Below are 13,378 nucleotides of genomic sequence, written 5' to 3'. Positions count from 1 at the left end.
CGCGGCGTCGTGGACACTCCACGACGTACAGGAGCCTCAGTCGGCCGAGGCGGTCAGCGCGACGCGCGCGACGGCGGCGATCTCCTCGATGACGGCCGGCGCGGCGCCCGTCGAGGCGCCGGGCTTGCTCCATGCCCGCACCGCGCGGGCGCCGACGCGGGCCGCCAGAAGCGCGCCCACGCGCTCGAGCAGGACGCCGGCATTCGGCTTGGAATTGTCGAGCAGCGCGATGGTCACGCCCTCGAGCGAGCGCGGCCGGGGCGCCAAGGCCTTGGCGGCGGCGGCGCTGGTGCCGATCGGGTCCACGATGCGCATGGTCAGGTCACCTCTCGTGCCTTGTAGCACGCGGCGCCCGCTCCCGTCCACGCACGAGCGAAATGACTGCGGCGAGAGCGCAGACGGCGGCCGCCGCGGCGAAGGTGAAACGGAACGCCGGCAGGAAGCCCAGGATCTGCGCGCGGTCGTGGAAGAGCCAGGCCGCGGTCTGGACGCCGACAACGATGCCCGTCGTGCGGGAGAGGAAGGCGAAGCCGCCGGCCGCGCCCTGCTGTCGCGGCGGAAAGGCGGCCATGACCTGGGCGAGGTTCGGCACCTGGAAGACGCCGAGGCCCAGCCCGACGAGGGCGAGGGCGGCGCCGACGAGCGCTATCGGCGTCGAGCCGCCGCAGCGGGCGACGAAGAGAAGCCCCGCGGCTTCGGCCGCGAGCCCGGCGGCCATGGGCCCGCGCGCCCCCCAGCGGTCGGCCGCCCGGCCCGCCACGGGCGCCGCGATGGCCATCGCCAGCGGGGTCAGCATGAAGAGGAGCCCGCCCGCGGCGGCGGAGAGGCCACGCTCGCTGACGAGATAGTAGGGTGCCAAGAGCCAGACCGCGAACTGGGCGTAATTGGCGAGGAAGGCGAGGAGCCCGGCCTGGAGGACCGGCCAGCGGAAGATGTCGGCGGGAGCAACCATCCGCCACGCGCCGCGGCCATCGCGACGCGCCTCGCGCGTCCAGGCTGCCAGGACGATGATCGCGGCGGTGACCGGCACGCGGTAGAGGAACACGGCCTGCCAGCCGAAGGCGCCCACGAGCGCGCCGCCGATCAGCGGACTCACGCTCAAGCCCAGCCCGAGGCCGAGGCTCGCCCAGCCGAGCCCCCAGGCGTGGCGAGAGGACGGCAGCGAGAGCGTCACGAGCGCGGGCGCCGCGCCGTAGATCAGCCCGCCGCTCACGCCCTGCAGCACGCGGAGGAGAAGGAAGATCTCGAAGGAGGATCCCAGCGCGTAGGCCCCGAAGCAGAAGAGCGAGAGGGCGAGCCCCGCGCGCACGACGCGGCCCGGGCCGAGCCTGTCCGCGAGCACGCCGGCGGCGAAGGCGGTCAGCGCGTACGTCCCGACGTAGCAGATGATGACCCAGCGGATGGTCGCGGGACCAACCCGGAAGGCCGCCGACATGGCGGGGAACGCGATGTTGACTGAGCCGTCGAGCCCGACGAGCAGGAAACCCGCTGCCGCCAGGAGGACGGGCATGGCGTCGAGTATACTAGCGCGTCATGCACGACACGGCCGCCTGGCTGATCCTCGGCGCGGCAGCCATCGTCGGCTCCACGATCGGCGGCGTCGCGGGCTTCGGCACCGGCGTCATCATGATCCCGGCCATCGCCTGGAGCGTGGGTGTCAAGGCGACGGTCCCCGTGCTGACCGTCTGCATGCTGGTCGGCAACAGCGCGCGCGTCTGGTTCAGCCGCCGCGAGATCGAGTGGCGTGTGGTCGGCGCCTTCCTCGTGGGCGCCGTGCCCATGACCATCGTCGGCGCAACGCTCTACACGCGCATCGACAGCGAGTGGCTCTCCCGCATCCTGGGCGCGTTCATGATCCTCGCCGTGCCGCTCCGGCGCTGGCTCGCCCAGAGCGGCGTCAACGTGCGGCTCCGCCACTTCCCGCTGGTCGGGGCGGGCTTCGGCTTCCTCTCGGCCATCGTCGGTGCCGTGGGCCCGATCATGACGCCGTTCTTCCTGAGCCACGGTCTCCGCAAGGGGCGCTACCTGGCCACCGACGCCCTCTGCACGGTCGGCGCCTACATCACCCGCGGGATCATGTTCCGCCGCGCCGACCTCCTGACCGGCCCGCTCATCCTGACCGGCCTCTACATCGGCGTGGTGATGATCGGCGGCGCGTGGATAGGCCGCCGGCTCCTCGACCGCATGAGCGAGAAGACCTTCCTCCGCATCCTCGAGGTCCTGCTCGTCGTCTTCGGCCTCCAGTTCGTCCTCTGGCCCTCGCGCTGAGTCCGGGAGTGGGTTGACCGCGCGCCGTCAATCGGGTAGAAGAGGGCCACTATGGCCATCCAGGTCGGGCTGACCGCGGAAGTGGAGCAGGTCGTCACGCAGGATCTGACCGCCGACGCCCTCGGCAACAAGGGCGTTCACGTCTACGCCACGCCCTTCGTCATCTGCCTCATGGAGACCGCCGCCCAGGCGGCCATCGTCTCCCACCTGCCCCCGGGCGCCGGCACCGTCGGCACCACGGTGGAGATGAAGCACCTGGCGGCGACACCGCTCGGCATGAAGGTACGGGCCACGGCTACGCTCGTCGAGACCGACGGCAAGCGGTGCCTCTTCCAGGTGGACGTCTTCGACGAGGTGGAGAAGATCGCCGAGGGCCGTCACGAGCGCTTCATCGTGCCCAACCTCGAGAAATTCCTCGCCCGCGCCATGAGCAAAGGCAAGGCCTGATGGCGATCCAGATCAACACGGCCGTCAAGGGCAAGGAGTACCCGCCCTATCCCGTCACGGTGGAGCGCGGCAAGATCAAGGAATTCGCCCGCGCGATCGGCGACCTCTCGCCCTTCTATCTTGACGACGAGGTCGCCAAGGCGGGGCCGTGGGGCGACATCATCGCGCCGCCCACCTTCCCCATCACCTTCCGCGACGAGCGGTCAGACACGGGCGTTCTCCTGCGCGATCTCGGCGTGGACATTGGACGGATCCTCCACGGCGAGCAGGAGTTCGAGCACTTCCAGCCCATCCGGCCCGGCCGGACGTATCTATGCCGCGGGCGCATAACGGACATCTACGAGAAGGCGGGCAAGTCCGGCCCCATGGCCTTCGTCGTCCGCGAGATCACGGTGACGGACTCCGACAACGACATCGTCACCGTCATGCGCCAGATCACCGTGGTCAGGCTTTAATCGTGAAATACGCCAAGGTCTACGCGGACGAAGTCCAGGTCGGGAGCGAGATGCCCCCGCTGGTGAAGCCGCCCATCCAGCAGATCCAGCTGACGCGCTACGCCGGCGCCTCGGGCGACTTCAACCCCATCCACCAGGACGCCGCGTTCGCGAAGGCGGCCGGCATGGGCGACGTCTTCGCCCACGGCATGCTGTCCATGGGCTTCGTCGCGCAGTCGGTGACCGACTGGCTCGGCGTCGGCAGCGTGAGGAAGGTCGGCGTTCGCTTCGCCGCGCTGGTGCGCCTGGGTGACGTCGTCACCTGCCGCGGCAAGGTCGTCGCGAAGCGTCCGCCCAAGGACGGCGACGGCCCCTATCTGGTCGACCTCGAGCTCTGGGCCGAGAACCAGAAGGGCGAGAAGGTCATCACCGGCAAGGCGACCGCCGTCCTTCCCTCGCGCGCCTAGCCGCCCGAACGCCCGCGCTAACCGGCGCGTGCCGTTCTGGCGCGCGTCCGTGTTGCGCGCGTGGTTAGACGTCTCGAGTGATGTTCCGCATAGGCGTCAAGAAGCCGACGAATCATTCGCTGATACTGCGTGTTGTGCTTCCGCGCCTCCCCTTTGAAGAATTCAACGCTGCGCTTGCTCAACGCGATCGTAACCTTGACGCCCTCATCCCGGAAGACAAGCTCCTCCGGTCGAGGAAGGAAGTCACCAACGACCTTCAGTCTCCCTAGCGGCTCATCTGTGTATCTGATTTTCGCGCTCATAGATTGTCTTACCCCTTCGCCAGTAGCCCGCGCCAAAGATTCGAACGGCATCCTCTCGATACGTGAATCGGACCGTCAGTACTCCGCCAGCAACTCGGCCGAAGCAGTAGTACCGCTTCTCCCCGGAGCCATGAGAGAGATCTTCCGCGATCACGCGGATTGGATCCGCGAACGCAAACTGCGCGCTCGCGAAGGCGACGCCATGCTTCCGCTGGTTCTCCCTATCCTTGTCCGAGCCCCACTCGAAACGGGCGGTCGCCACTTACGAGATGCTAGCACGGCACCGTCATGGAAGCCATACGTTTGTATGGCCACCTAAGAGCGCGTCGGCACTGGTGTGACGTCCGACGCCAGCGCTCAGCGGGCGGGGCGTGCAACGCGAGCCCCGAGCCGCTGTAGCGCACAGTTGGGCGCTGCTTCATCTGCCACGGGCCATGTCGACCGCCCACTGAATGGCGTGATCCACTTCTGCAGCCATCGCATGAACGTCGCCTTCGAACAGTTCGAGAGTCGCCTCGAGGACAGAATAGAACGGAACGCCTCGATCCGCGTCGTGCCTTGTGAGATCTCAGCCCGGCGCGCAAGGGGATCGTCGAGGACTTCTAGCCCCAACCGAGGTGTATAGCCACCCGGAGGCAGCGGGGCCGCTGGCTCCCCGCTTCGGAGCGCCGCTCCGCGGTACTGGCTGGCGCGAAATACCTCGGCGGGAGAACGGAAGAGTCTCGTGCCTTCCAAGACGAAGTCAATGGCACTTCGGAGATCAGCGATCCTCGCCACAAGGTGATCGGCGAGCGCAGCGCCTAGCGCGGAGGCATCGATGAATACTCGCCTACGCGTCTCCTCGGCCACCCGCTGAATGAAGTCGGAGTCACCGAGCGTCTGACTCGCGCGAACCTCGAACCGTTTCTCGAGCCAAGAATAGTCCTCAGCAGAACCATAACTACTACCGCCCCAGCCTTGAGATAGCAGCAGTTCGCAGTTGATCTCGACCAGGAGACGGCAAGCAATCGTCAAGGTCGCCGGCCGGACCTCGCCGCGATGGTATGCCTGGTTGCGGTATTGGTGAAGATGTTTCAGCGGAGCTTGGAGTGCCGGGTTCAGCTTGCCCGGAAGACTCGCAAGAAAGTCCACTTTCTCGTTGAAGCTACGGTCGATGAGGGACATTTGCCTGCGGATCAGCGGTTGCCAGTCGACTAGCCATTGGAGATCCGCAGGTCGCTGCGCCGCAGGGATGTCAAGTGTGGCGGCGCGAATCTTCTCTCGGAACTCGGCGTCGGCGAGCTCAGCCCTGATTGCCCAGTCCATCTGACGCTCCGTAGCGTTATCGAAAAGGAGCAGCGCAACACGAAGAGGTTCTTGTCGGCCGTCGCCGACGAGGCGTGCCGCCTCGTCGATCTGGAACAAGATCCCGGAGAGCCGCTTCACTTGGCTACGCCGGACCTATCCCGCGTAGCGGATGCTTTGAGAGTGCACGCCATGGCCTGTCCTTCGCGCCCAACGTTTGCGCTCAGCGGCGGGGAAGCGAGCAACGCGAGCCGGCAGTCCGCTGCAGCGGGTTGTTGGGCCCGCTTTCAGTAAGACTTCACGCAAAACCCCGCTCGACCTGAACTCTGTGGTCGCATTCTGGGCAAAGAAGGCGCGTATTCTCGGCGGTGTGTCCCTTCATGGCCTCGAACCGATCGAGGACGGAGTTTCTCGCCGGAAGCTCGCGTGGGCACAACGCGCACTTTCCACCCTGCTCCCCTCGCTTGAGGGACTTGAGCTTCACGCGGTGCATCGGTCTGCCGCGCTCGTCGTACATCAGCTCCTTCGTGAGCTTCCGCCGGAGGGCCCAGTGCAGGGACTCGTCATCTCGACTAGAGTTACGAAGCCGTGTGCGACCCTCCTGCAGAATCCGGCGGAATACGTCCGCGAGCTCTGTCTCGGTTAGTCGCCGGTTAGCCAATGATTCTCCCTCGGTCAGTCGAACGCAAATTGGACGGAACCATCCAGAAACGGTGACGCGGCGCGCGCTGCTGCATAGCAGGGCCACGAGACTCCACTGCTATGGGAACAATCAGGGTGGAACTTCGACACATTACGTGCCACGGCAGCGTCAACTCCGTCTGTTCTCTACGGAACCGTCCAGTCCGGCCGGTCCATGACCTTCTCCGGCCGCGAATGGTGCGGGTGACCATGTCGGTGCCTCCTTCCGTACAGCGCCCGACTATAGCGTGGCAGGGTCGCAGCGGGCAAGGCAACCGCCGCGCGCACTCGCGGAGCTGACGCTGACTAGAGGACCCGGCCGGACAGGAAGTCGCGCAGCGCGGCTTCGGTGGACGGGAAGGCCAGCTCCTCCCACGGGATCTCGGCCGGCACCACCCACTCGACGCGGTCGTTCTCGCTGCACGTCCTGACCTCGCCTTCGATCACGCGTGCCCGGTAGACGACGATCACCATCGGCGTGCCCGGGTAGGAATAGACGCCCAGGAGGCCCGAGAGATCCACCTTCAGTCCGGTCTCCTCCCAGGTCTCCCGCACTGCCGCGTCCTCGACGGGCTCGCCCCAATCCACGAAGCCGCCGGGGAAGGTCCACTTGCCACGCGCCGGCTGAATCGTCCGGCGCGTGAGCAGGACGCGCCCCTCGTCCTCGGGGATGGTCGCGGCCACCACCTTGTGGTTCAGGTAGAAGACAAAGGAACAGCCGGCGCAGACCATCTCGCGCTTGCCTTCCGGCGGCACGGCGCGGCGCTCGAGCGCGCCGCCGCAGAGCGGGCAGAAGCGAATGCTCTGAGGCGACAGGTGGTGGTGCAGGTGCGAATCGCTCACGATGTTGTCAGTTTACCACCGGGCGTTGATACCCGGGTGCAGGGCCTTGCCGATCGGGCCCGCGTGCTGGACAATAGCCGTCTCGCGCCGGCGGGACCCGCCAGGGAGTCCCGGCCGGCGCGCAACTCGAGAAGGTGTGCCTCGGATTCTGACCCCGGAGGGGCCATGCGCATCAACCGCAAGCGGCTCGAGGAGAGCATGGAGGCGCTCGGGCGAGTCGGCGCGACCGCCAAGGGCGGGCTCAACCGCGTGGCGCTCACCGACGACGATCGCCGCGGCCGGGATCTCCTCGTGGAATGGATGCGCGAGGCTGGTCTCAGCGTCACGGTAGACCAGATGGGCAACATCTTCGGCCAGCGCGCCGGCTCGGACGGCGTGGCGCCCGTCATGATGGGCTCGCACGCCGACTCGGTGCCGACGGGCGGGAAGTACGACGGCCAGCTGGGCGTCCTCTGCGCGCTCGAGACCATCCGGATCCTCAACGACCGCAAGGCCGCGACGCGCCACCCCGTCGCGATGGCCATCTTCACCAACGAGGAGGGGGCGCGCTTCCAGCCCGCCATGATCGGCTCGGGGGTCATGGCAGGGAAAATCCCACTCGAAGACGCCTACAACGCGCGCGACAGGGACGGCCTCCGGCTGGGCGACGAGCTCGAGCGGATCGGCTATCTCGGCTCGGAGCCCTGCGTCCCCCGCCCGCTTCGCGCCTACCTCGAGCTCCACATCGAGCAGGGCCCCATCCTCGAGGAACAGCACCTCTCGGTGGGCGTGGTCGAGGGCATCGTCGCGATCTCCTGGTCGCGGCTCACGCTCACGGGCGTCCAGAATCACGCGGGCCCGACGCCCATGCGCATCCGCCACGACGCGCTCGTCGCGGCCGCCGAGATCATCCGCGGCGTGCGCGAGATCCCGCGCAAGATCGGCGGCGACATGGTCTCGACCGTCGGCCGCCTCGACGTGACGCCCAATATCCCCAACGCAATCCCGGGGCGCGTGAGCCTGTCCGTCGACCTGCGCGCGCCCGAGGAGCATCACGTCACCCGCGCCCTGGGCTTTCTCGACCGCCTGGTCAAGGACGCCGCCCGCGTCGAAGGGGTCACGTACGAGCTCGATCACTACTGGCGCGTGCCGCGGACCCACTTCGACATCGAGGTCGTGGACACGATCGAGGAAGCGGCCAAGGGCCTCGGGTACGGCTACCGGCGCATCCTCTCCGGGGCCGGACACGACGCCCAGTACATGGCGACCATCTGCCCCACGGGGATGATCTTCGTCCCATCCCGCGGCGGGCGCAGCCACTGCGAGGAGGAGTTCACGCCCATGGATGACATCGAGAAGGGCGCCAACACCCTCCTGCTGGCGGCCTCCAAGCTCGCCGGCACGGCCTAGCGCCTGAGAGCGGTCATGCCGACTCCGCTCCACGTCGCGCACCCGATCGTCGCGGCGGTGCGCCAGTTCGTGGACAAGGAGGTCGTCCCCGCGGCCTCCGCCCTCGAGCACGCCGACGCCTATCCCCACGACCTGGTCGCGCGCATGCGGGAGATGGGCCTCTTCGGCGCGCTCGTGCCCGGCGAATACGGCGGGCTCGGCCTCGACGTCCTGACCTACGCGCGCGTCATCGAGGAGATCTGCCGCGGCTTCATGTCGCTCGCGGGCGTGATCAACAGCCACACGATGGCGGCCCTGATCGTGCTCCAGCATGGCACGGACGAACAGAAGCGCCGCCTGCTGCCGCGCTTTGCCAGCGGGCTCGCGCGTGGCGGCCTCTGTCTGACGGAACCGCACGCGGGCTCTGACGTCCAGGCCATCCGGACCGTGGCCACGCGGCACGGCGACGGCTATCGCATCTCCGGCTCCAAGATGTTCGTCACCAACGGCCGCGAAGGCACGACCTTCGCGCTCCTCGCCCTGACCGACGCCTCGGCGCGGCCGCGCTACCGCGGCATGTCGTGCTTCATCGTCGAGAAGGGGGACGCCGGTCTTCAGGTGGTCAAGTCCATCGCCAAGCTCGGCTACAAGGGCGTGGACACCGCCGAGCTCCTCTTCGAAAATTTCCCCTGCCCCGCCGTCAATCTGGTCGGAGGCGTCGAGGGGCGAGGCTTCAAGCACGTCATGTCGGGGCTCGAAACGGGACGCATCAACATCGCCGCGCGCGCCGTCGGCGTCGCGCAGGCGGCGCTGGAGGAAGCCGCGCGCGGCGCCCTCGGCGTGGCCGAACCGCCCACCGCGCTGGCCTCGATCGCCATCCGAGTGGACGGAGCGAGGCTCCTGACCTACTGGGCGGCGGGGATGAAGGATCGCGGTGAGCGCTGCGATCTCGAGGCCGGCATGGCCAAGCTCTACGCCTCGGAAAGCGCCCAGGAGGCCGCGGCCGACGCCATCCGCATCCTCGGTGGCCCCGGCCAGGCGACCGCGGGCGTGGTCGAGCGCCTCTTCCGCGACACGCCCCTCATGATGATCGGCGAAGGCACCAACGAGATCCAGCGGACGATCATCGCGAAGAACCTGCTCCAGCGCCACGGCGAGCGGCTGGGCGCCCTCACGTCGCTCGAGGCCGAGCCCATGGAGCGCCGGCAGATGACCCTCGCCGTGCGTCAACTGGTCGAGCGCGAGATCGCCCCGGCCGCCGTAGAGGACGACCGCGCCGGGCGCTTCCCTTCGGCATCGCTGGACAAGCTCGCGGACCTCGGGCTCTTCGGCGCCGTCATCCCGGTGGATGCTGGAGGCCTCAACCTCGACGGCCTCGCCTACGCCCTCATCGCCGAGGAGATCGGGCGCGGCTCGGCGTCGGTCGCATCCGTGCTCCGGGACCACCTCGACGCGGCCGATCTCATCCTGCGCCTGGGCTCGGTCGAGCAGCGCCTGCGGCTCCTGCCCGGATTGGCCTCGGGCAAGCCCCGCGGGGGGATGCTGAGGCGCCTGCGCGAGCCGGCGGTACGCGAGCTGAACGCGCTCAGGCATGCCGACGGCTTCATCTTGAGCGGCGACGGGCTGGTCGCCGGCCCCGGCCGACACGCGGACCTGTTCGTTCTTCTGGAGTCCGTCGACGAGCAGATGCTCGCCTTCGTCCTCGAGGCGGGGCAGCCGGGCCTCGTCCTGACCGAGCCCTTCGAGACGCCCGGGCGCCGCGGCGCCGATCTCTGGCACACCCAGCTCAAGGGCTGCGTCGTGCCAGCGCGCCAGACGCTCGGCGGCACGGCCGCTCCCGGCGCCGCGGCCATCGCGGCGGCCCAGGCGGCGGCGCGGGTGCGCGAGGCCGCCGCCGCCGTGGGCCTGGCGCAGGCCGCCTTCGAGACGGCGCTCCGCTACTCCCAGCAGCGCAGCGCGTTCGGCGTGCCCATCTGCCAGCACCAAGCGATCCAGCTCAAGCTGGCCGACATGGCGACGGCCATCGCGGTCGCCCGTCTCCTCACCCACCGGGCCGCCGCCGAAGACGGCGCGGGCGAAGCGGCGCCGGCGCACGCGGCGATGGCCCACCTCCACGCCGCCGAGACGGCCTACATGGTGACGCTCGAGGCCATGCGCATCCATGGCGGCTACGGCTACAGCGCCGAGTTCCCCGTGGAGCGCTACTATCGTGACGCCGCAGCGCTCCTGGCGGGCGAGGCCGGCGACGAGACCCTGCGCCGCGCCATCGCACGCCACGCCGTCGCCAACAACTACCTGAGCGGCGGATCGGCATGAGCTACGGGCGCTACTTCGAGGAGTTCGCCGTCGGGCAGGCCTTCAGGCACTGGCCGGGGCGTACGATCACCGAGGCGGACTGCACCTGGTTCGCGCTCCTGACGATGAACCAGCACCCGCTCCACTCGGATGCGCACTACGCGGAAACCTATACCCAGCACAAACAGCGCGTGGTGCTGGGACCGCTCGTCTACAGCGTCGTCATCGGCATGAGCGTCGCCGACATCTCGGGGCGCGCCATCGCCAACCTCGAGGTGGACACTCTCAAGCACGAGAAGCCTACGTTCATCGGCGACACCCTCTACGCGCAGAGCCGCGTGCTCGAGCTTCGCGAGTCCAGCCAGGGCGACCGCGGCATCGTCACCGTCGAGACCATCGCGACCAACCAGCGGGGAGACCAGGTCTGCTCGTACACCAGAAAGGTCCTCGTGCCCAAGAAGAACCACCCGACCCTCGGCGAAGGCCGGCTGCCCTACTGAGATGGCGAGACCTCCCCTCGAAGGCACGCGCATCCTCTCCGTCTCGCAGTTCGGGGCCGGCCCGTTCGGCACGCAGGTGCTGGCGGACCTCGGCGCCGAGATCATCAAGATCGAGGACCCGGGCGTGGGCGGCGACAGCTCGCGGTACGTGCCGCCGTACCAGCACGAGCAGGACTCGCTCTTTTTCCAGTCGTTCAACCGCGGCAAGAAGTCGCTGACGCTCAACCTTCAGCGTCCGGCGGGCCAGGCCGTGCTCCACGACCTCGTCAAGGTCTCCGACGCGGTCTTCAACAACCTCCGCGGCGACCTTCCCGCCAAGCTCGGGCTGACCTACGACGCGCTCAAGGCCGACAATCCCAGGATCGTCTGCTGCTCGCTCACCGGTTTCGGGACGACGGGGCCGCGCGCCGCCGAGCCGGCCTTCGACTACCTCATCCAGGGCTACGCGGGCTACATGACCGTCACCGGCGAGCCCGACGGCCCGCCGGGAAAATGCGGCGTGTCTGTCATCGACTTCGCGGGAGGCTACGCCGGCATGGTCGGCCTCATGGTCGGCCTCTACGACGCCCAGCGCACGGGGATCGGCCGCAACGTGGACATCTCGCTCCTGGACACGGCGGTGAGCATGCTCTCGTACTTCGCGATCTGGGCGCTCAACCGCGAGTGGGAGCCTCAGCGCGTGGCGCATTCCGGCCACCAGACCCTCGTGCCGGCGCAGAACTTCCCGACCAGGGACGGCTGGATCGTCGTCTTCTGCAACAAGGACAAGTTCTGGCAGGCGCTGATCGAGCGGATGGGGCTGCCCGAGCTCGGACAGGACCCGCGCTTCACCGGCTTCCCGGACCGCTTCGCCCACAAGGCGGAGCTGGTCGCCATCCTGGAGGCGCGCTTCGTGGAGAAGACCACGGCCGAGTGGCTGGCCCTCCTGCGCGGGCATGTGCCGTGCGCGCCCGTGAACACCGTGGCGCAGGCGCTCGAAGACGAGCAGGTGCGCGCGCGCGAGATGATCGTCGAGGTGGACCACCCGCAGTTCGGCCGCATCCGCGAGGTGGCGAGCCCCATCAGGACCGAGGGCGAGATCCGGCATCCGGCGCCCGCCCCTGCCCTCGGCCAGCACACCGAAGCCATCCTGACCGAGATCCTCGGCTACGGAAGCCAGACCATCGCCCGGCTCCGGGCGGAAGGAGTCATCGGCAAATGAGCGACGACCGCTTCAAGGCAATCGGCATGGACGACATCAGCATGCCCGGCGGCTGGTCGGTCAGCGACGGCCAGACCTTCCTGTACACGCCCGCCGAGCGCGAGATCATGCACCAGAGCCGCGCCTTCGTCCAGCGTGAGATCCTCCCGCTTGCAGCGGGCGCGCACCTCCAAGTCAAGCAGATCAAGGCGCGCCACGAAGGCAAGGAGCGCCGTGAGAAGCTCCGCGCCCTGGCCAAGGCCTACCTCCGGCAGCTCGGCGAGGCCGGCATCACCGGAGCGCTCTTCCCCGAGGAGTACGGGGGCAACGGGCGCGGCGTCGTCGCCGAGTGCATCATCGACGAGGAGCTGGCGGCCGCCGGGCACCCCGGCGACAGCATCCGCTCGGTGTCGCTCACGCTCGGGACCATCTCCATCCTCCGCTACGGGACACCGGAGCAGAAGAAGCGCCACATCCCCGCGCGCCTCCGGGGGGACGAGCTGGCCGCGCTCGCCATCACCGAGCCCCAGATCGGCTCCGATACCTCCCGAATGCAGACCAAGGCAGTTCTCCAGGGCGACCGCTGGGTCATCAACGGCCAGAAGCGCTTCATCACAGGCGGCGGGCTCGCGGACTACCTGACGCTGTTCGCCATCACCGAGGAGGGCGCGCATCCGCACAAGGGCATGTCCACCTTCATCGTGCCCATGGACCACCCCGGCGTGACCATCCAGCGCCAGCTCGACGAAGTCGTCATGGGCGACATGATGGACAACGTCTGGATCGATTTCAAAGACGTGGACATCCCGAAGGAGAGCCTGCTGGGACCGCTCAACGGCGGCTACCAGGTGCTCATGGACGAGCTCGACACCGAGCGCGTGACCTACTGCATGGCGGCTCTGGGCTCAGCTCGGCGGGCATTAGAGATCGCAGCGGAGTATTCCACCAAACGGATCCAGTTCAAGCAGCCCATCGCCATGTTCGAGGGCGTGTCCTTCAAGCTCGCCGAGATGTACACGGCGCTGGACGCCGCCCGCCAGCTCGTCTACCGCACTGCCAAGATGGTGGAAGCGGGAGTGCCGGCGCAGCGAGAATCGGCGGTGACCAAGCTCTTCGTGGCCGAGTCCGTCTGGAAGATCGTGGACCACGCGATGCAGGTCCTGGGCGGGATCGGCTACACCTCCGACTTCCCCATCCAGGCCATCTTCCGCAACGCGCGGCTGCTGAGGATCGGCGCGGGATCGGACGAGATCATGAAGTTCCTGATCGCCCGAGAGATCCTCAAGGAAATAAAGGGGTGAGTGAGCTA

The 13,378-nt window shown here is 68.2% G+C and carries 14 protein-coding genes; 9 read left to right on the top strand and 5 right to left on the bottom strand.

Features of this window, described 5'->3' with window-relative positions:
* Window positions 1-36 precede the first annotated feature (36 nt).
* Together VGV06_19270 and VGV06_19265 are read right to left on the bottom strand one after the other, a co-directional pair.
* Entirely contained in the window at window positions 37-345 is a 309-nt protein-coding gene (locus VGV06_19270; protein HEV2057285.1) for a hypothetical protein, read from the bottom strand.
* Window positions 323-1,510, bottom strand: a complete 1,188-nt coding sequence (locus tag VGV06_19265) for an MFS transporter (GenBank protein ID HEV2057284.1) — start codon at window positions 1,508-1,510, stop codon at window positions 323-325. Before VGV06_19265 ends, VGV06_19270 begins: the two co-directional genes overlap by 23 nt.
* Before the next feature lie 23 nt (window positions 1,511-1,533).
* Between VGV06_19265 and VGV06_19260 the strand changes: the two genes are divergently transcribed.
* From VGV06_19260 to VGV06_19245, 4 genes are read left to right on the top strand one after another with little or no spacing between them, the layout of a single operon-like run.
* Window positions 1,534-2,268 carry a sulfite exporter TauE/SafE family protein gene (locus VGV06_19260; protein HEV2057283.1) on the top strand — a complete coding sequence of 245 codons (735 nt, stop codon included), beginning with the start codon at window positions 1,534-1,536 and terminating at the stop codon, window positions 2,266-2,268.
* A 51-nt stretch (window positions 2,269-2,319) separates the two neighbouring features.
* Window positions 2,320-2,715, top strand: a complete 396-nt coding sequence (locus VGV06_19255; protein ID HEV2057282.1) for a thioesterase family protein — start codon at window positions 2,320-2,322, stop codon at window positions 2,713-2,715.
* The gene (locus tag VGV06_19250) at window positions 2,715-3,170 is read left to right on the top strand and encodes a MaoC family dehydratase N-terminal domain-containing protein (GenBank protein ID HEV2057281.1); all 456 of its coding nucleotides are present in this window, start codon (window positions 2,715-2,717) and stop codon (window positions 3,168-3,170) included. The genes VGV06_19255 and VGV06_19250 overlap by 1 nt, the downstream gene beginning before the upstream one ends.
* Before the next feature lie 2 nt (window positions 3,171-3,172).
* Complete coding sequence (locus VGV06_19245) at window positions 3,173-3,616, top strand: MaoC/PaaZ C-terminal domain-containing protein (protein HEV2057280.1); 444 nt, start codon at window positions 3,173-3,175, stop codon at window positions 3,614-3,616.
* A 273-nt stretch (window positions 3,617-3,889) separates the two neighbouring features.
* Here VGV06_19245 and VGV06_19240 read toward each other — a convergent pair whose 3' ends face one another.
* From VGV06_19240 to VGV06_19230, 3 genes are all read right to left on the bottom strand, one after another.
* Complete coding sequence (locus tag VGV06_19240) at window positions 3,890-4,180, bottom strand: BrnT family toxin (GenBank protein ID HEV2057279.1); 291 nt, start codon at window positions 4,178-4,180, stop codon at window positions 3,890-3,892.
* A gap of 95 nt (window positions 4,181-4,275) precedes the next feature.
* Complete coding sequence (locus tag VGV06_19235; protein ID HEV2057278.1) at window positions 4,276-5,343, bottom strand: hypothetical protein; 1,068 nt, start codon at window positions 5,341-5,343, stop codon at window positions 4,276-4,278.
* A gap of 846 nt (window positions 5,344-6,189) precedes the next feature.
* Window positions 6,190-6,726: an NUDIX hydrolase gene (locus VGV06_19230; GenBank protein HEV2057277.1), complete on the bottom strand. Its 537-nt coding sequence runs from the start codon at window positions 6,724-6,726 to the stop codon at window positions 6,190-6,192.
* Window positions 6,727-6,891: 165 nt separating this feature from the next.
* Here VGV06_19230 and VGV06_19225 point away from each other — a divergent pair, with 165 nt between their 5' ends.
* From VGV06_19225 to VGV06_19205, 5 genes are read left to right on the top strand one after another with little or no spacing between them, the layout of a single operon-like run.
* The gene (locus VGV06_19225) at window positions 6,892-8,115 is read left to right on the top strand and encodes a Zn-dependent hydrolase (protein ID HEV2057276.1); all 1,224 of its coding nucleotides are present in this window, start codon (window positions 6,892-6,894) and stop codon (window positions 8,113-8,115) included.
* 15 nt (window positions 8,116-8,130) lie between these two features.
* Entirely contained in the window at window positions 8,131-10,410 is a 2,280-nt protein-coding gene (locus VGV06_19220; GenBank protein HEV2057275.1) for an acyl-CoA dehydrogenase family protein, read from the top strand.
* The gene (locus VGV06_19215; GenBank protein HEV2057274.1) at window positions 10,407-10,889 is read left to right on the top strand and encodes a MaoC family dehydratase; all 483 of its coding nucleotides are present in this window, start codon (window positions 10,407-10,409) and stop codon (window positions 10,887-10,889) included. The genes VGV06_19220 and VGV06_19215 overlap by 4 nt, the downstream gene beginning before the upstream one ends.
* Before the next feature lies 1 nt (window position 10,890).
* Window positions 10,891-12,090: a CoA transferase gene (locus tag VGV06_19210; GenBank protein ID HEV2057273.1), complete on the top strand. Its 1,200-nt coding sequence runs from the start codon at window positions 10,891-10,893 to the stop codon at window positions 12,088-12,090.
* Window positions 12,087-13,370, top strand: a complete 1,284-nt coding sequence (locus VGV06_19205; protein ID HEV2057272.1) for an acyl-CoA dehydrogenase family protein — start codon at window positions 12,087-12,089, stop codon at window positions 13,368-13,370. The genes VGV06_19210 and VGV06_19205 overlap by 4 nt, the downstream gene beginning before the upstream one ends.
* Window positions 13,371-13,378 lie beyond the last annotated feature (8 nt).

It is taken from the genome of Candidatus Methylomirabilota bacterium (assembly GCA_035936835.1).
Classification (GTDB): domain Bacteria; phylum Methylomirabilota; class Methylomirabilia; order Rokubacteriales; family CSP1-6; genus AR37.
The sequence above is the reverse complement of the archived record's forward strand: the minus strand, read 5'-3'. Positions and strand labels throughout refer to the sequence as shown.